The sequence below is a fragment of the Candidatus Gastranaerophilales bacterium genome (assembly GCA_028693235.1).
Lineage (GTDB): Bacteria > Cyanobacteriota > Vampirovibrionia > Gastranaerophilales > Gastranaerophilaceae > JAQUVW01.
The window spans coordinates 51,657-70,475 of sequence record JAQUVW010000002.1 but is presented as its reverse complement, the minus strand read 5'-3'; the positions used below and the strand labels follow the sequence as shown (position 1 = coordinate 70,475).

The 18,819-nt window shown below is 33.1% G+C and carries 14 protein-coding genes and 1 tRNA gene; 5 read left to right on the top strand and 10 right to left on the bottom strand.

All coding sequences use genetic code 11. The features are described from left to right. Together PHV37_03425 and PHV37_03420 are read left to right on the top strand one after the other, a co-directional pair. Positions 1 to 1,680, top strand: a complete 1,680-nt coding sequence (locus PHV37_03425) for a 3'-5' exonuclease (protein MDD3237128.1) — start codon at positions 1 to 3, stop codon at positions 1,678 to 1,680. Between the two features lie 414 nt (positions 1,681 to 2,094). After that, the gene (locus tag PHV37_03420; GenBank protein ID MDD3237127.1) at positions 2,095 to 3,660 is read left to right on the top strand and encodes an ATP-binding protein; all 1,566 of its coding nucleotides are present in this window, start codon (positions 2,095 to 2,097) and stop codon (positions 3,658 to 3,660) included. A gap of 59 nt (positions 3,661 to 3,719) precedes the next feature. Here the strand turns inward: PHV37_03420 and hcp are convergent, their stop codons facing one another. Continuing rightward, a complete protein-coding gene (gene hcp, locus PHV37_03415) occupies positions 3,720 to 5,270 on the bottom strand; it encodes a hydroxylamine reductase (protein ID MDD3237126.1) in 1,551 nt (516 codons plus the stop codon). A 95-nt stretch (positions 5,271 to 5,365) separates the two neighbouring features. Between hcp and PHV37_03410 the strand changes: the two genes are divergently transcribed. After that, positions 5,366 to 6,004, top strand: coding sequence for a Crp/Fnr family transcriptional regulator (locus PHV37_03410; protein MDD3237125.1), 639 nt, complete (start codon positions 5,366 to 5,368; stop codon positions 6,002 to 6,004). On the opposite strand, the gene PHV37_03405 is transcribed toward PHV37_03410, so the two are convergent. Both PHV37_03405 and PHV37_03400 read right to left on the bottom strand, forming a co-directional pair. Next, positions 5,991 to 7,262: a hypothetical protein gene (locus PHV37_03405; GenBank protein MDD3237124.1), complete on the bottom strand. Its 1,272-nt coding sequence runs from the start codon at positions 7,260 to 7,262 to the stop codon at positions 5,991 to 5,993. The two genes, PHV37_03410 and PHV37_03405, sit on opposite strands and share 14 nt — an antisense overlap. A 403-nt stretch (positions 7,263 to 7,665) precedes the next feature. Further along, on the bottom strand, positions 7,666 to 8,565 hold the full coding sequence (locus PHV37_03400) for a M48 family metallopeptidase (protein MDD3237123.1): 900 nt from the start codon (positions 8,563 to 8,565) through the stop codon (positions 7,666 to 7,668). A 179-nt stretch (positions 8,566 to 8,744) separates the two neighbouring features. Between PHV37_03400 and PHV37_03395 the strand changes: the two genes are divergently transcribed. Next, the gene (locus PHV37_03395; GenBank protein MDD3237122.1) at positions 8,745 to 10,241 is read left to right on the top strand and encodes a metallophosphoesterase; all 1,497 of its coding nucleotides are present in this window, start codon (positions 8,745 to 8,747) and stop codon (positions 10,239 to 10,241) included. On the opposite strand, the gene PHV37_03390 is transcribed toward PHV37_03395, so the two are convergent. The 7 genes from PHV37_03390 to PHV37_03360 all read right to left on the bottom strand — a co-directional run bounded on the left by PHV37_03390 (position 10,242) and on the right by PHV37_03360 (position 18,306). Continuing rightward, positions 10,242 to 11,897 carry a hypothetical protein gene (locus PHV37_03390; GenBank protein MDD3237121.1) on the bottom strand — a complete coding sequence of 552 codons (1,656 nt, stop codon included), beginning with the start codon at positions 11,895 to 11,897 and terminating at the stop codon, positions 10,242 to 10,244. After that, complete coding sequence (locus PHV37_03385; protein ID MDD3237120.1) at positions 11,881 to 13,155, bottom strand: hypothetical protein; 1,275 nt, start codon at positions 13,153 to 13,155, stop codon at positions 11,881 to 11,883. Before PHV37_03385 ends, PHV37_03390 begins: the two co-directional genes overlap by 17 nt. 345 nt (positions 13,156 to 13,500) lie before the next feature. Further along, positions 13,501 to 14,871, bottom strand: coding sequence for a TolC family protein (locus PHV37_03380; protein ID MDD3237119.1), 1,371 nt, complete (start codon positions 14,869 to 14,871; stop codon positions 13,501 to 13,503). After that, a complete protein-coding gene (locus PHV37_03375; GenBank protein MDD3237118.1) occupies positions 14,861 to 16,423 on the bottom strand; it encodes a DHA2 family efflux MFS transporter permease subunit in 1,563 nt (520 codons plus the stop codon). The genes PHV37_03380 and PHV37_03375 overlap by 11 nt, the downstream gene beginning before the upstream one ends. A gap of 8 nt (positions 16,424 to 16,431) precedes the next feature. Then, complete coding sequence (locus PHV37_03370; GenBank protein ID MDD3237117.1) at positions 16,432 to 17,424, bottom strand: HlyD family secretion protein; 993 nt, start codon at positions 17,422 to 17,424, stop codon at positions 16,432 to 16,434. Positions 17,425 to 17,565: 141 nt separating this feature from the next. Continuing rightward, positions 17,566 to 18,027 carry a MarR family transcriptional regulator gene (locus PHV37_03365; GenBank protein MDD3237116.1) on the bottom strand — a complete coding sequence of 154 codons (462 nt, stop codon included), beginning with the start codon at positions 18,025 to 18,027 and terminating at the stop codon, positions 17,566 to 17,568. Positions 18,028 to 18,231: 204 nt separating this feature from the next. Next, positions 18,232 to 18,306 (bottom strand) — tRNA-Gly (locus tag PHV37_03360). A gap of 141 nt (positions 18,307 to 18,447) precedes the next feature. On the opposite strand from PHV37_03360, the gene PHV37_03355 reads away from it, so the two are divergent. Further along, positions 18,448 to 18,801 carry a hypothetical protein gene (locus PHV37_03355; protein MDD3237115.1) on the top strand — a complete coding sequence of 118 codons (354 nt, stop codon included), beginning with the start codon at positions 18,448 to 18,450 and terminating at the stop codon, positions 18,799 to 18,801. Positions 18,802 to 18,819 lie beyond the last annotated feature (18 nt).

Sequence of the window (18,819 nt, the reverse complement as noted above, 5' to 3'; positions counted from 1 at the left end):
ATGAAAATATCGGCGATTAATAATGCAAATAGAAGTAATAAAATGATGCTTTCTCAAAACATAATTGAGAAGAACCCTCAACTTTATAAAAATAATCCGATAACAAAAAGTCAAGGCAATGCCTTTAGAGCGTATACGCCTGCTTTTACAGGTTTGTGGTTTGAAAACAATATTGTAAAAAAGGTTGAAGGTAAGAAATATCAAGGTAAAGGTCTTTATACCCCGAACGGTCATTATGTTGATTTCAACAAAGTTGGTTGGGAGCATTTATCAAAAGAGCCATTGGATTTAAGAACGGCTACAGATACCGAGATATATGCGTTTCAACACGCAAACGCATTAGCGGAAACAAATGATACAACTTGGGTTCGCAGATATAATAATTATAATGTGACAAAACCTTTGGCGACTTTTCATACTTTAAATTCTCAGAAGTCTAAAGCTTCATTTTCGACCAATTTAACTGCACTGCATGATGTTTCAATACACAAATCGTTAGACGTTCCGATTACAGATGATAACGGCAAGTTATCTCTTGATTGTACGGTTTTTGATACCGAAACTACCGGCGTAAACCTTACAGATACAAGCAAACCTTTGGATAAGATTATCCAAATCGGTGCACTTCAAGTAAAAGATGGTGATATTGTAACAGATTCAGGCTATAGTCAACTTTTAAATCCGGAAACCCATATACCGGAGGGCTCTACAGCTGTTCATGGGATTACTGATGAGATGGTGCAAGATAAGCCGAATATTGAGCAAGTTTTAAAGCCATTTGTAAATGATTATTTGAACAAAAAAAATGGAGTTATAGTTGCCTATAATTCAAAATTTGATATTACTATTTTGAATAATGCAATTAGGGAGCATAATTCTTATTCGCATGAACCGTTAAAAGAAAAACAAGCATTCAAAGTACTTGACCCATTTGTGTTGATTCAGCGAATTCACCCTTATGTCGGTGCAAAGAAAAAATTGAGCGAGCAATATAAATTTTTGTTCTGCAAAAATCTTGATGATGCCCACGACGCTTTTGCTGACGTAAAAGGCACTGTTGATGTTATGAAATATGCTCTTTATTATTTAAGTGAGCATAGGGTCGATAAGTCGAAACCTCTTACTTTGAGGGAGGTTCTTGTCTTCCAAAACGGCGGAAAAGTTGAAAATATTGATATCCCGTTGGATAGAGAAGGTTGCAGAGCTGATGTCAATTTTAGAAAGTCATATTCTCAAGTTTCAATGGCGGTGGATAATTATTTTAAAGGATATAAGTTGACACCGAAATCTTTAAAAGAGTTAGAGCCTGAGATTGGAGCGGAAAATATTCAAAAGCTTCAAGGTATAAAAAATAAGCAGATAGATTTGAATCCAAAAGACGGTTATCCGATTAATCCGAGTGAAGCTGAGCCGAAAAAAGACGGCGGAGTGCAAAATGCATTTTATGTAATGGAGAAAAATTTCAATAAAGTGCTTGATTTTTATAAAATAGATTCATACGGAGAATTGTCAAAAGAGGACGTAAAGGCAATCATCACGGAGAAAGCAAAGCAATATATTCACGAAGATTCAGTTGATATTTGGATGAAAAATCCCAATCCCAAAGACATTCCTGACGGAAATGATATGCCTGATTACAAGATTGCCAAAAGGGTAATGCAGGAAGATATAAAAGAATAATTAAATCAGAATGTAAAGGTTTGTTAATATAAAGTGTATTATTTACAATTTATATACCACTTTCTTGGTTGCTTGCAATAGCTATATTTGGCGAGTATATATTCGGTTGGTGAATATAAAAATTATCCAAAATAAGAATAAGTGTATCAAGGATACTTATTGACATTCTTCTGAAAATCGCTACAATAGTAACACAAGGTTGAGCAATGAAGCGAAACTAAAATAAGTGTTACTGACAATTGAAGGCGGTATAATTTGATGAAAAGTGTGTTTTCTCAATTTATGAATAGTATAAGTGATTTCATAACTCATTTTATTATATCCCTGCGTTGTTCCCTATTAAAGAAAGCATTTGCTTTTATTAAATATTAGACTTGGAATAAATTAATTATTAACCATTAGGAGGGCTACCACATGAACCTTGCTATACAAGGGTTTTCGTATGCTAATTTGCATACAAAAAATGGACTAAAACAACAAAAAGCTGTACAATCACCAATTGCAAACGAAAATTTTGCACCAAGAGTAACTCGATTGGTGGACACTAATTATGGAGCTTCACTTGTAAATAAAAACGCAATAAGTTTCAAAGGGGTAGAACCTGATAATGCAGTAAGTACAGAGGTTATACCATTGTCAACCAGAATTGGCGGGGCTTTGGCAAATATGGGTAAGGATGATGCTGTTATCGTGGCACCATCACTCGAGTCGGCTAAAAAAGATTTTCAAGAATCTGCTGATGAGGTTCAATCTGTTGTGAAAAAAGTCAATTTGATTGTTGACCCATCAATTATAGGTTCTTTTTTGTTAAAGAAAAATGATATCGATTTGTACGACATTTTGAATATGAGCAAATCTAATATGATGATAGAGTCAGGTGAGCAAAAGTTCTTGCTTCATCCGAAAAAAACCGCTTTGGTTATGGAGCATGATACCTACAAACTTGGGGGCACTAAGTTCCAAGTTGAGCCTGATTTCAATCTTCTAACTAAAGATTTACCAAAACTCGGTGTCGAAACTTACGATTTTTCAAAAAAAGATTTGACTGCCATTAAAAAATTAAATTTGAAACACATGGAAGAATTGGGCTATCAAGCAACAGAAACCGGCACAAAGAAAAAACTTACATTCTCTGACGTGGGTGGACAAGATGCGGCTTTAACCGAGCTCAAAAAATCTGTTGTATATCCGTTGAAATTCCCGTCTGCGTATAAAAATAATATTATCAATAGAGGTATTATTTTAACAGGAGGTCCCGGAACAGGTAAAACTCTAATGGCAGAGGCTCTGGCTAATGAAACGGATGCTCATTTTATAAAATTAAACGGGCTTGAAATGGAATCAAAATGGGTCGGACAAACTGAAGAAAACTGGAGAGCTTTGTTTGATGAAGCAAAAGACAATCAGCCGAGTATCGTTTTCATTGATGAGTTTGATGCTGTTGCGAAAAATAGAGAAGGCTCTGATACTTCAAGACATGATGACAAAACAGTAAATCAATTATTAACATTGATGAGCGACCTTGAAAAAGGAAAAGATGATGTATTTGTTATTGTTGCTACAAATAAAATAGATTTGTTAGACCCTGCTATTAAAAGGTCAGGCAGATTTGGTAAGCATATTCAAGTTGGAGCTCCTGATTTAGCAGGTTGCAAAAAAATCTTAGATATCCATACAAAAGAGCTTCCTATTGAAGACGGATTTGATAAAGATGCTTTTGCGAACAAGCTTAAATCTGCAAATGCAACCGGTGCTGATATCGCAAAAATAGCCAATGACGCAAATTCGCTTATGTATGAAAGAACAGGCGTATATGAAAAAATGGAAAACGGTACTTTTGAAGATAAAGACGTTGAACAATTGAAGATATTGCCGCAAGATTTTGACAAAGCTTTAACTGAATTTGAAGAACAAAAAAAGGTCGAAGATGGAGATGTGAAAAAACACAATCCGATAGGCTTTTTAGCAGATATCCATTAATACATATTAAATACTTCAATGTTTATGAGACCAAGGCACATATATTATGTGCCTTTTTATTATTCAGATTTAAGCATTTTTTTCATATCATTTTCAGGAGTTGTAATAGGTTTTATTTTGTATTTTTCGACTAATACTCGCAATACGTTTGGCGAGATGAAGGCTGGTAAAGTTGGTCCTAGATAAATATTTTTTATGCCGAGTGATAAAAGCGATAGCAAGATGGCAACAGCTTTTTGTTCGTACCAAGAAAGAACAAAGGATAATGGCAGGTCATTTACGTTGCAATTGAATGCGTTAGCGAGTGCTAAAGCCACTTTTATCGCACTGTGGGCGTCATTGCATTGACCCATATCGAGAATTCTAGGTATGCCGTTTATTGTGCCTAAATCAAGGTCGTTAAATCGATATTTCCCGCATGCCAGAGTTAAAATAATTGAATTTTTAGGAGTTTTTTCGACAAATTCTGTATAATAATTTCTTCCCGGTTTTGCCCCATCACATCCTCCTACAAGAAAGAAATGTTTGATGTCGCCGTTTTGTACAGATTCGATTATGTGTTCTGCAATTTTTAAAACGCTGTTTTCGCCAAAACCTGTTGTTAAAACATCTCCGCCGTTTATTCCTGTCATTTTTTTGTCTTCTGAGTAGCCTTTAAGCTCGAGAGCTTTTTCGATGACAGGAGTAAAATCTTTATCTTCGCCTATATGAGGAGTGTTTGGATATTCTACCACAGAGCTTGTGAAAACTCTGTCTTTGTAGCTATCGTATGGTGGCATAATACAATTTGTCGTAAATAATATCGGAGCAGGCAGGTGGGCAAATTCTTTTTGTTGATTTTGCCAAGCAGTGCCAAAATTGCCTTTGAGATGAGGATATTTTTTAAGCTCAGGATAAGCATGGCAAGGAAGCATTTCGCTGTGGGTGTAGATATTAATCCCCTTACCTTTTGTTTGCTCTAAAAGCAGTCCTAAATCTCTTAAATCGTGTCCGCTTACAACAATGAATGGACCTTTTTCTATATTTGTTGTTACTTGAGTCGGAACAGGATTTCCATAGGCAGTTGTGTTTGCTTCATTTAAAAGTTCCATAGCTTTCAGGTTCATTAAACCTGTTTCATTTACCAGTTCTAATAATTCATCAATTTTTTTAGGTTGAGAAATGGCTTTAAGAGCCTTATAAAAAAACTTGTTTATTTCTTCATTTTCATCTCCTAAAACCCTTGCGTGGTGTGCATAGGCGGCAATTCCTTTCAGCCCGAAAAGGATTAATGATTTTAAAGAGCGAGTATCGTCATTGCTTTCCCAGAGTTCTTCCATTTTAAAATCAATGGGTTGATTATTTTCGGATTTATAAGTATTTTCTACTTTTTCTATAAATTTTTCGATAGTATCAGGTGCAAAATTCACGTTGGTAATTGTGGTAAAAAGCCCGTCGATGGTGAGTCTATCAGTTGTCGCATCTTTTTCAAGGTCGCTGTTTGCTAAATGAATTAATGATTCAAGCAATTTATCTTGGAGGTTTGCAGTTTTTTCACTTTTTCCGCAGACTCCTGCAGGATTTCCGCAATTTTTACCTCTTGCTGTTTGCTCGCATTGAAAACAGAACATATATATTTCTCCTTAACATTTTGATTTATTTTTATAATTTGATAGAATGGATATGTGCTTGTTGCAAATGCAACGACTATATAGATTGGTTAATTATGCTCAATATTCCTATATTTGCTGATATAAATGAGAACGATATGCTTTCTCTTTTGAGATGTTTGGATATCAAAACCAAGTCTTACAAAAAAGGTGTTGATATAATTAAATTTAAAAGCAAAATCACGGCGGTTGGTATAGTCTTGACGGGTAGTGTTGATGTCATTAAATCGGATATTAACGGTGATACTTATAGGCTAAGAAAGTTGGGTGAAAACGGGATTTTTGCAGAAGATTTAGTTTGCTCTCAAGTAAAAGAGAGCCCGATTAATGTTGTGGCTACTTCAAATTGTGAGGTTTTGTTTGTACCTTATGAAAAATTGATAGCCCCCTGTCAAAAGGCTTGCCCGTACCACATTCGGCTTGTGAAGAATGTTTTAAAAGTTATTGCTGACAATAATATAAATCTTATGCTTCAGTTTGACTTGTTGGGTAAAAGAACAATCAGAGAAAAACTTTTGACTTATTTAAGAACTAAAAGCCACGAAGCTGGTACGGAAAAATTTGAAATTAAATTAAATCGAAACGAGCTTGCAGAATTTATATGCGTTGATAGAAGTGCAATGTGTCGAGAGCTTGGCAATATGCGAGATGACGGGTTGATTCAATTTGAAAAAAATCATTTTACTTTGTTGTAATTTTATTTTGAAAATCTTCGATTGAGTTGTTATTGAATTGGTTTGCAGCCTTAACGTTTTCTTGGGCTTTTTTGTCTTTATTGTATCGAAGTTGAGTAAAAAATCTTGAACACCCTGCAACAAAAAGTCCCATAAAGCCCATGCTGAAAACGAATGGAGCTGTTGAAATTAAAGCTTTTTGTTTGAATATATTTTTGTATTCTGATTCAATCGCAGAGCCATTTTGTTTTGCGAGTTTTTCAGCAAGTTCAGGTAGTTCTTTTAAAGACGGGACTTCAAGGTTTTTGCCAATAACGTCTTTGCATTTTCCTGCTTTTTTCAAAATTCCTTTGAAACCTTTTTCAAACAGTTCGCTACCCGTGATTACATAAAATCCAACTAAAGGATATCTAAATAAAACTTCCAAGAAATTTTGTTTTCCTCTGTCTTTTGCAGCTCCGAAGTAGCCGAACCCCCCACCAATGACGCAAGCTGTGAGTTGACCATGAGAAAGTCCTAATTTACCGGCATTATCTGCAAAATCGAGGCTGAAATATTTATTGAAAGTTTTGGCTTTTTTGGCGTTGTTTTTGAAAATTTTATCACCCGGCACCAAAATTGTTTCGCTGACTTTCTGAAGAATTTTAGAATTGGCACCTTTTTTTGCTAAAAGGGCTGATGCTCCTAATGCTCCTGCAAAAATTCCTGCGGCTAATTTTAAATGATTGTAAGCACTTTTTTTGACTTTTTGTTGTTTTGCATTTTCTTCCGTTTGGTCTTTGTTTAGGTTTGCAATGTTGTTAAAATCTGCTTTGTTAAAGACTTTGAGGGTGAATAGGTTTTTTATATAATTAAGAGAGTATTCAGCCAAAGGAATTGCAAGGGCTGAGAGGGATATGGCTGCTTTCTTTGTTATTAAAGAGTTTTGGTCTGTTTTTGATAATTTTGCGTTTTTTATAATTTCGCTTGCCGGCTTAGAAATCATATTTTGCAAGGGTTTAGTGAGTCCTTTGGTATAACTTTTTCTGAAAACTTTTTCTCCTAAAATAGTCGGGCAGTAGTACACCAAAAGGCTTTCAGCCACTTCTAGAAAAGAGGTTTCTGATAAGTCTGCGACACTTCTGGCGAAAACAGCCTTGGGGAGTAGGTTTGTGGCGGTATCCTGTATAAACCGAGAGTTTGAAAGTCCTGAGCCCCCTTCTTGCATTTTTATGAATGTTGCAACCGGTTTCATTTTTTTAGGGAGCGTATTTATTAAATTTGAAGCATCGATTTTCATTGTGTATCCTTTAAAACGTTAAATAATTAAAATTGCGTAAAAAAATAACCTGACTTAATAAAAGTACAGGTTATTTTTGTTTATTAAATGTTTAATTAATTAACGCCAACAAAATGTGCCTGCACAAGTCTGCAAGCTCCACCAATATTGGTTGATAGTAACATTTTGTTTTGGATTTATCATATATAAAATTTCCTTGGATTCATTATATAGAAACCTTGTGAAAAAATCAATTGCTACTTGGAATATTTATTATTAAGGATTGTTAAGGTGTCTGCGTAAAGAATTGAAAGTTAGAATATACAAAGAGCTTTAAAAATAAAATCAAATATTATTTTAAAGGGGTAAAACAAAAGAGCCGAAAAAATTCGACTCTTTTATGTAATGTTTATTCTTTTAAAAATTAGTTAGAACTACTTGAGCTAGCGGTGCTTCCGCCAGTTGATAGAACTTGGAGAACAGTAAAAGATGTATCCCAACCGTTGCTTCCGGTTGCCATTTTTCTTGCTCTTTTTAGTTTTGCAGTTTTAAGTTTCTTTTGTTTTTTTTCTGCCGCTTTAAGTTTTTTAGGACTTGCATTTCTGATTTTTAAATTAGCATATATCACGTTCAACGCTTTTTGGTAAGAATCAGTTCTGTAGTTGGCTTTAACAATTTTAGGATAGTTATAATTTGCATAGTCAAAAATATTCATCAAACGATTTTCACCTGATGGATGAGTTTGGAGGACGTCAAAATAATTTCCGCAAATTTTGTTTAAAACAGAAATCATTCCAAGCGGGTTGTATCCTGCTCCGACCATTAAATCTACACCTGTTAAATCTGCTTCATACTCATCATTTCTGCTGAATTTTAAAGAAGAAAGTTCTTTTGCGACAGCTAAAGTTGTAGCTGCTTTTTCGCTTGATGTAGTTGGGCTTATTGAATTTAGTGCTGAATTCACGATACTTTGTCTTGAAATGTGACCATTAGCGATATGCCCGATTTCATGTGCAATTATTGCGGCTAGTTCGTCATCATTTTGCACTTGTTGAAGCATTCCTTTATAAACATAAATTTCTTTATCAAAATTTGCGTATGCGTTAGCTTCCTCATTGTCAGAAACTTTAAATGTTACGTTAACAGGAAGTTTGTTTGCTGTTAAAATTTTGGTTCCTATTGTATTTACTCTTTTAAGACTTGCAGCTGAGTCCCAATTCGTCGTTGTGGTTGAGGTGGTCGTTGCACTAAAGGCTGTGTTTACAGCAAGGTTTAGGCAAGAAAAAACACCCATTAAACACAAAATGCTTAATATTTTTTTCATTAACTTATTCCTTTTATCTATTCTCTATCAAGCTTCATTGTATTACATGCCTTTAGATTAAGCAACTTTCAGGAAAAAATAAAGCCTTTTCCTACTCCGACATGGGTTTCAATTGTAAGCATTTGTAAAAATATGTTGCTTCATGTAGCAAAAAATTTTCTGCAAAGACTTAAAACGGTATGAAAATAGATAAGTTTTTTACACCGCAGCCCGTATATGATAAAAACGACACGCAGTTGAATGTATTCTATTTTAATGACCTGCATGGCGATGTTCACCGTCTTGGCAATTTGGCTAAGGCTCATGATAGTTTTGAACGTCAAAGCGATGCTTCAAAATTAACTGTTACATCAGGTGATTTTTTGTATGGACAAAATAAAAAACGAAATAACCTTGTTCTTGAAATTTTACACAAAATAAAAACAGATTTTGTGACTCTCGGAAATCATGAATTTGACAGTGGAACAGATAAACTTTCAAATTATCTTGAAAATGCCTCCTTTGAAACTGTTTGTGCGAACATAAAACTCCAAGAAAATAATAATTTGAAAAAGAGAATAAAAGACAAAAAACTTGTTAAATCCTCAGTTTGCATGAAAAACGGCAAAAGATTTGGCGTAATCGGTGTTGCTCCAAACAATGAATCTATAAGTGCAAAAGACAAAAATAATAATGCTACAAAAGCTTTGAGCACACAAGAAACCATAGACTCCATTAACGAAGAAGCAAAACAACTTGAAGAACAAGGAATTAACAAAATTATTTTGCTATCTCACATGGGCTACGAAGCTGACAAAAAAATAGCCCAAGAAACAGAAGGCGTCGATGTTATAATCGGTGGTCATAGCCATGATGAAATTAATGGCGTTGGTACGCATAATTTGTTCCAATCTAAAAGAAACGAACCTGTCATTATTACTCAGGCAGGCAAAAACAACCACAAAGTCGGTTTCCTTGATGTTGTTTTTAATTCAGAAGGAATATTGAAGACCTCTCAAATAAAAAACAGAATAACAAATGTTGTAAATTGGGAAAAAAGACAAGATGTCGCTGATTTGACAAAAGAAAAATTAGGGCATAACGAAAAATTAGCTCAGGTTACAAATCCTTATGTTCCTCAATCTGAAGCAGAAGAACGTGAACAGGAAAACCCTATTGCAGATATTTTAACTGATGCGATGCTTTGGGCGTCTAAAGGAAAAGCCGATATCGCACTTTTGAATTCAGGAACACTCCATGGTGGCTTCGATGAAGTCGTTACAACCCATGACGTTGTTTATAATAATCTTCCTTATTCTGATGATATTTTACTAGTCGACATTGATGAAAAAACTTTGGTCGATATGCTCGATATTTCAGCTCAATCGGTCTATGATAATTTGGCAGGCTCTGATTTGCTTCAAACTTCCGGCATGCAATATGTCGTGTCACGTGATGGAGTTCAACATATAAAATTAAACAACGGCAGAGTTATCGACCCACAAAATCCTTCCGATAAAAAAGTTTCTTTGGCTGTAAATCGTTATCTATTCCAAAGTGATTACACTTCTGAATTGTTGGAACCTGTTTTTGAAGATGCTGTTATCATTGGCGATTTGCAAAATGATTTGATGAATTACATGAAGAAAAAACAAGTTCTTACAATAGAAAAAGATGATAGAATCAGAGTTTTATAATTATTTTTCAACGCCTTCAATTATTTGAGATATATATTCCTGATTTAGTCCTTTTTGGTCGGTAAAAATGTTATCGAAGTGAGAATCTAATCCGCCAGATTTCAAAAATCCGTATTTTTCAGCTATTTTATTCACATTACTTTTTTGTGAATCTGTTACAGTATCCCAATATGATTGATAATACCCTTCGTATAGGTTTTCGTTATGAGTTGATATTTTTTTAAATCTTGAGAATAAATCTTCCATCAAATCATAAACATTTGGATTGTTTATTTCTTCACTGCTTGTTATACAAGGGTGTGGAATGCCTACAATGATATCTTTATCTTTTGAAAAAGCTGTTACGACATCATCAAAATCTAATTTTTTTGCTGTCTTAACAAACAAATCCGAAGCAGGGTCCGGGACGACTCTATCGAGTTCGTCCAGAGTCGTTATAACATCTTGGCTGACATTTTTAAAACATTTGTTTAATTCATTAATATCGGCGTTAGGATTTGTTTCTTGTGCTTTATTTTTTATGTAATTTTTAACTTCTTCTACATAATTTTCCCAAAAAGGCTTTTTAGACATTTTTCCTGCCATTACCATTCTTTTAGGTTCTGAAAAATCAAGGTTTTCCAGTGATATTCCGTTTTTTTTCATTTCATTTAATAATTTGGGATTTTGTTCCACAATATTTGCATAAATTAGTCTGAATTGCATATAATCTTTCATCGAAAGGGCAAGGCTGCCTGTTGTTGTGTTTATTGAGGGTCTGATTTTAGCAAAATCTTTATAACTATATTCGACATTATTTTTTGTTAATATGTTCAAAAATCTGAAATTTGCATTATTTATAACTGTTTTAACAGAATCTTGCTGGAATAATAAATTGTTTTTATTTAACTGTGAAATATTGTTGTCAAAGGGATTTACACAATATGCTAATAAGTCAACTTTTTTAGGTGCTTTAGAAAAATTGTTTTCAAATGAAGTCGTAATTTCGCTTCCTAATACAACTTTTAGGTTTTTGAATTTTTCAGGAGTTTTGGTGATAATATCTAATGCCTCTTTGCAACCTGTTGTTGTATCATGGTCTGTAATTGCTATATAAAAAGGCTTTTTGTTTTTTTCAAAGTATTTATCCGCATATTTAACTGATTGGTCTAATAACTTTTCAACACTCATTTGTCCATCAGAATGGGTGGTATGAATGTGTAAATTTGCACCAAAGGTTTTATTTATAACACCTTCAAAATTTTCTCCGACTTCAAATACTTTAGGTGAATTTTGAATTTCTTTCAAAAACTTTAAAAAATCACTTTTTTCTACGATTGAATCTAATTTTGAAACATCCGATGTCTTCATACACATGGATTTTAAAAGCTCAGATTTATAGGAAGATATATTTTGAACAAGCGGAGTTTCTATTAATGCAGAAGGTTTCCTTGCGGCACAAAACAATGCAATAGCACCCCCGATTAATCCTGCACCCAGCATTGCAACTGGTAGAAGATGCTTTTTTTTACTGTTAATAGTTATTGTATCCTTGTTCGGTAGAGCAGGCATGGAAAGGTTTTCGTTGGACGTTTGTGGTGACATCCAAAATTTTGTATCTGTCTTTTTATAATTCCAATTATTAAAAGTTTCAAAAGCATTAATTTTGGATATCATAGCTATTTTCTCCTGTAATTGCTTGAATTAAAGGGTTATAGTTGTCGGTCCCTTTTTTGTATATAGGCATATTTTCATCATTATCTTCACTCATGTTTTTAATAATATTTTTTACAAATTCGTATTGTTCTGTTATTTCCATTTTTTCGAAATTTTGACATAAAATATCTCGATTTTGCAATTTTGGTTTGTTGTAATTTTCATTATGCAATGCTTTTATTTGAGATAAATTTGAATATTGAAAAATGTCTGAATCGCCTAAAAGCAATAGATATAAGGAAAATCTATCTGTGTTGTATAATATTTTTCCGTTTTTTACTGATTCTGTGAAAAAACCGAAATTTTTAATTTCTTCTTTATTGTATTTTCCTTCCTTTTTAAATTTTTGAGAGAGTGCTAAAAAGTATGGATTTGCTTGAACATAATCATTTAGATAAGATTTAGAGATATCAGTTTGTGTTTTTTTAACATTTTCAGGAATTGATGATGAGGCATCTTGTGTTATACTGCAAAGATTTTCAATCTGCTTTAGGGTGTAAACTTGAGGAAATGAATCAGGGTGATTGTAACTTAATATACGTTGATCAGTGTTAAACCAAAGTTCTTTTTTAAAATTATTGACAATATCTTCATCTTTACCATATTGAGAACCTCTTATTACTATAAAAGCGTCATCAATATCACTACCCGGTAATGCTTTTCTTTTGCCGACAGAACATTCATTATTATATCCGGCACATAAAATATCGTAAGAATTGCTTCTTGTGTTTGTATTATTTATATATTCTGATTTTTTGGCACCGTTTATAAATTCTTTTTCGATATTTTCTGATGTTGCAATCATATCAGGAAACTTAGTAACTCTTTTGAAATTATCTATAAATATCCTTTTTTCTTTATCAGAATATAATTCATCTAAAAAAGAATAGTTATTTTCACGTATTAATTTGTATTCTTGATGTATATTGTCATCTCCGGTATCACAAAATTGTTGTTTACCAAGAACATTCCAAAGTCTAATCGCCTCATTTGCAGAACTAACGTCACCTTTCATTAATGAAATCGGACGTCCGTAAAATGATATAAATTTATAAGGTCTTTTATCTAAATTGTTGTAAAAATAATTTTTTGAATGTGCTCCCTCGAACAAATTTATTTGATTTGATGTTTGAGTTTGAGGAGCTTTGTTGACAACTTTTTTCTGTGCTTTTTGATGCACAAAACTACAAGGTGAAACTCTTAGTACCACGTTATTCACATATCCTATATAATAAACTAATTAATTAGACCAAATATATGAAAATTTGTCAATATGGTATAAATTATGTCTTTTGGCTATATGTTACGTCTATTTTGGGGAACCAATAAAGATAGGTGTTAAAGCCCTTAAGGAAGATAAAATACGGATATGTTAAAATAGCTTTTCGCAACAAATCCGCTCTTTTTGTGCTTTTTGTTGCAAAATGGGTTAAATATGCCATTCCTAAAGAATTAGGTTTTAAGCCGGTTGCTATTTTACTTAAAAATAAACAGCCGAATTTAAGACCAAAGCGGTACTCGAAGATAGCCTTAAAATATCAAGAATCCCATAGACATTTTCTTTCTATAATTTACCCCCAACTGCTTTATATAAGCTGATTTGATTAATATAACAGTCTGTTTTACTTGAAATTACCATCTTGTTCATAGATAATAGCGTTTCTTTTTGTTGAAGTAAGTCAAGATTTGAGATTAATCCGTCTTGATATTTTATTTCTGAATATTTATAATCTTTCTTTTGCATACTATATGAATTTAAGTTCTTTAAATATTTATTGTGGTCAAATTTTAATGCACAAAGTGCATCATTGACCTCTTGTATAGCTGTCAAATTGGTTTTGTAATAATATTGGAGGGTTTGTTCGTAATAGTTCTTTTTAAGCCTTAAATTCGCTATTTTAGCACCACCTCTAAAAATATCAAGCATTGCAGCTCCTCCAAAAACAGCAAGTACATTTGCCCAGTTCATAGAGCTTACGCTTGAAAAAGAGTTAAAGGTTAACAATCCTAAAAGATTAATATTAGGTAGAAATTCTTTTTTTGCAATTCTTACATCAAGACCTGCTTTTTCTACCATTTTTTCTGCTGCTAGATAGTCAGGACGGTTGGTTATAACATCGGATGCTATTTCAACAGGAATTTGTTTTGTAGCTGTTAATTCATCAAAGCTTAATCTGCCCATTTCTTCAATATTGCTAGGGCTCTCACCTGTCATAACAGCAAGCGAGTTTAAAAGAATTTCTCTTGCTTTTTTTAAGTCAGACATATCTGCAACCGCTAATACATAAGCTTTTTCAGAATTTACTAAATCTGCCGTTGAAGTCAGTCCTTGAGAGTTTGTGATTTTGTTCAGTTCAAAAATCTGTTTTCTGTCTTTAATTATTTCATTTTGAATATGAATTAATTTATCAAGCTTAACAATATTGAAATAAGTGGCTCCAATTTGCGATGAAATAGAAATGTATAAAGCTTTTTCATTGAATTTTGCAACGTCATAAAGCTTCTTTACGGATTTAGTTTTATCATGATTTTTTAGAAAAATATCAGCCTCGTAATTTACAGCTATAGGTATTGAAAAAGAACCCTCGGTGCTTGTATTGTACGGTAGCTTCGACAAAACAGGCGATACGCCGACTTGAGCCCCGGGAAGTTCTTGTGCAAATTGAAGTTTGACATTTTGCTTTGCCTCTTCAACTTTTAAAGTTGCAATCTTTAGGTCTTGGTTTTCATTTAAAGCTTTTATTATATATCCTTCCAAATATTCATCATTGTATGACTGCCACCAATCAAGATTGATATTTTCAAATTTGTATTCTGTTACCTGTGTTTTTATGGTGTTGTTTTTAGTAGCAGATGTTATAGCGATTGAAGGTGTTGCATTTATCGCTAAAATATTTATGCATAAAAATGCGGATATAAGTTTTTTATTTTTCATCTTTTACCTCTTTTGGTTTTTTTATAAATAGTAGTAACGGGATTAACAAGAAGGTTACAACAGCAAACCATCTGAAAGTGTCTATATAACCCCATAAGTGTGCTTGTTTAACCAATTCGCCATAAACCATTCCATGAGCAATTCCTTGTGCTGTTATCGGATCTACGTTGTTTGAAAAGGTTGCAGTTGCAGCATTTATTTTTTCCATAAAAGTGTCATTTGTGTAATTTAAATTTCGAACCATCATCATTTGATGCATTTGAGAAAATCTTGAAATCATTGTTACGGATATTGAAGTTCCAATTGCTCCGCCAGTGTTTTTTAAAAGGTTTTGAATACCTGAGGCATTTGTTAAATCTTTATTATCAATAGTTGCACAAGAAAGCGGAACCAATGGTGTTAAAGAAAGGAAGATTCCCGCTCCGTAGAAGATGTTTGGAATTGCGATAGAATTTAGGTTTATTTCAAGATTAATCATTCCAAAATACCAACTTCCCAAGCCTAAAAAGAACAATCCAATTGCTGCAATTCTTCTATCACCTAAGTGTTTAGCTATAATAAAATATGCAAACAACGCAATTAAATTTCCTGCCCCCCTTATGCCCATAGAAAGCCCACTTAAATATGATGTGTAGCCCATAAGGTTTTGTAGCATAGAAGGCAAGAGTGATGCTGATGCAAGGAAAACCGCCATCAAGATTACTTGAATAAAAGTTCCCCAAAAATAAGTCGGGTCTTTTAAAATTCGTAAATTCAAAAGCGGTTCTTTGTTTTTAAATTGAGATACAAAAAATATAATCGCACAAATTATAGAAAAAGCACTTAGCCAACACACCCAAGCTGAGCCAAACCAATCGGCATCATTTCCTTTATCTAATACGATTTGCATTGAAATCAGCCATAGTGAAAGGAAAGTTATACCAACTGTATCAATTTTTACATTCTTTTCTTTTCTTGCATAAGGTGGATCCTCGAGAATTTTTTTAAGCCATAATGCACAAATAATTCCAAGAGGAATATCAATTAAAAAAATCCATTGCCAGCACCAGTTTTCGGTAATCCAGCCACCAAGAATCGGACCTATTACAGGTGCTAAAATAAAAACTAACCCAAAAATTGCCATCGCTTTTTGTCTTTCATTTGGGGGAAAAGTTTCTAAAATGATTGCCTGTCCTAACGGTAATAATGCTCCTCCTCCGATTCCTTGAAAGAATCTGGAAACAACCATCATAAGCATTGAGTTTGAAATTGCACAAGTAAATGATGATACTGTAAATAAAATTACAGCGGAGATAAAGAGTTTTTTTCGTCCCAATATTTTGGCTAAAAATCCTACCATTGCAATTGCTATACCACTTGCCATAAGATAACTTGTGATAATCCAAGTCGACTCGTTCATACTTATAGAAAGTGCCCCTGCAATGTTTACCAGTGCTACGTTTGAAATGGTCTCATTAAGTGCAAAAATAAACACAGCCATCAATACAGGTAAAGCGATTGTCCAAGAACTGTACTTTGGACTCCAGTTTTCTATTGTTGTATCGTTTGCCATTGCAACCCCTAAATCGCTTTTCTGATATTAACTTTTGGCTCAACACTCATTCCGGGAATTATCTTCTTCATTTGTTCTTCGGTTAGGTCTGTAAATACTATTTTTACAGGAATTCTTTGAACTATTTTTACAAAAGAACCAACAGCATTTTCTGGTGGAAACATAGAAGATTTAGCTCCTGATGCTCTTTGAAAACTGTCAATTTTGCCGGTGAACTTTTGATGAGGATATGCATCGACTTTGATTTCAACTTCTTGACCAATTTCAATATGTTCAAGCTGGTTTTCTTTATAGTTTGCAATAACCCAAACATTATGTGGAACGATTGTTAATAAAGGGGTTCCCGGTTGAACTAACATTCCGACAGATGCTTTTTTGCCCGCAATTGTCCCATCTTGTGGTGCATAAATCCTTGTGTATGATAAATATAGTTCTGCTTGATTTTTCAGTGCTTTTAATTCCGCAATTTGAGCGTCAGCAACACTTTTTCCGTCTTTTGTAATTAAAGCTTCAGAACTGTTTGTCAAAGTTGCTTTTACGCTATCATATTTTGTTTTTGCCGCATCATAAGCTTGTTTTGATACAGCACCTGCTTCATAAGAATGTTTGTATCTTTCATAATCGGCTTTTGCTGTTGCGATTTGTGTTTGGACAGATTCATGATTTGCTTTTGCATTCTTTTGGTTTTGTATTGCTTGTTCATATTTTGCACTAGCTTGTGCAAGTTTTATTTTGTAGTCATTATCTTCGATAACAGCAATTAAATCACCTTTTTTAACCTTTTGATTATCACTAACCAATACTTTAACAAGCTGACCTGAAACTTTTGGTGAAACTTGTACTGTTGTTGTTTCGACATAAGCATCATCGGTTGAAACATAACCTAATTCATCGTAGATGAACTTGCAACCAAATATTAATATCAAGAAGGCTATAGCAATTATGAATATTTTATTTGGGTTTCTTTTTTCTTGTTTTTTAATTTTTTCTTTTTCTTCCATTATCATAAATCCTTATCAAAAATGTACTTAATTCACCTGTAGAAAATTCTACAATATTAATATACTACAAAATTTTTTAAACAACAAAGAATAAACTAATATTAATTAGTTTAATAAAAGAGTTTTAGAAAAATAATGGATTTAGAGAAATTTAACTCTGTATTTTTCTTCTATATTGTTTTTAAGCGTCTTCAAAAAAAACATAATCGGTTGCAAATCTTCTCTAGTTGCACCTAAAATATCCGCATCAAAATCCTTAACAGTTTGTACTGCAATTTTATGGACTTTTATACCTTCTTCTGTTATATAATTTGGCATAACAACTTGTCTTTTACCTTTAATTGCAGTTCTTCTTTCAATATAGCCTTTTTCTTCTAAAGCGATTAAGAATTTCCCTGTGTAAGCTCGACCTTTAAGAATTCTTTTTGCTAACTCAATTTGTAAAATGCCCGGTGTATGTAAAATTTCATCTAAAATTATAAATTCATCATAAGAAATACCAAAATTTAGTTCTTTAAATTTAACAGAAACAGCTTCTTGCAAGACTCGTGCAGTTGCCTCTAAATTATATTCTAAACTTTCAGTGTATCGATTAATTTTCATGAATATAATGTTATCATAAAAATCGTAGAAAATTTTACGGTATTCTCTTTTGTATATTAAACCCATTAGCAAGGATACGAAAAATCAATTCCTAGAAAATTATGTTGTATTTGCTTAACAAATTCAGCAGTTAAGTGCACGACAACGGACAGAAAGGTTATAATTATAGAAACTAAAAAGGAACCACAAAATGTGATTCCTTTATGGAGCGAGAGACGAGGCTCGAACTCGCGACCCCTTCCTTGGCAAGGAAGTATTCTACCACTGAACTACTCTCGCATAGTCTGTGTTTTTAATTATACATGGCAAAAAATATTTTTCAAGTCTTTTCTTTTTTACTTCTTTATTTATTAATCAACGTGCGTTGACAAATATGCAAAAAGGGTGCTATCCTATTCTTATAGAAAGGAATTATGCACTATGACTTTTAACTTAGATGAAAAAACATTTATGATTTCGGGTTACAAAGGAGATTCGGCTTCATTTACTTTCAAAATTAATACAGATATCTCGCAGTATAATTTGTATTTTTTTGTGAAAAAACACTTAAATGACACTGAGGCTAAATCTGTCATTGCAAAAGAATTTAAAAATCCGCAAAACGGCATTGTATGTATGAATTTAACGGCTGATGAAACAAATTCTTTAAGCACTAAAAAATCTTGTTTTCAAGATTATTATTGGAGTCTGAAAATAAAAGCAGATAACGGGTTTGTTCAAACTCTTATCCCAAATAATTTCAATGATGTTCCTGTCTTTAGGGTGTATCCGTAAAAAATAAGGGCTTAATGC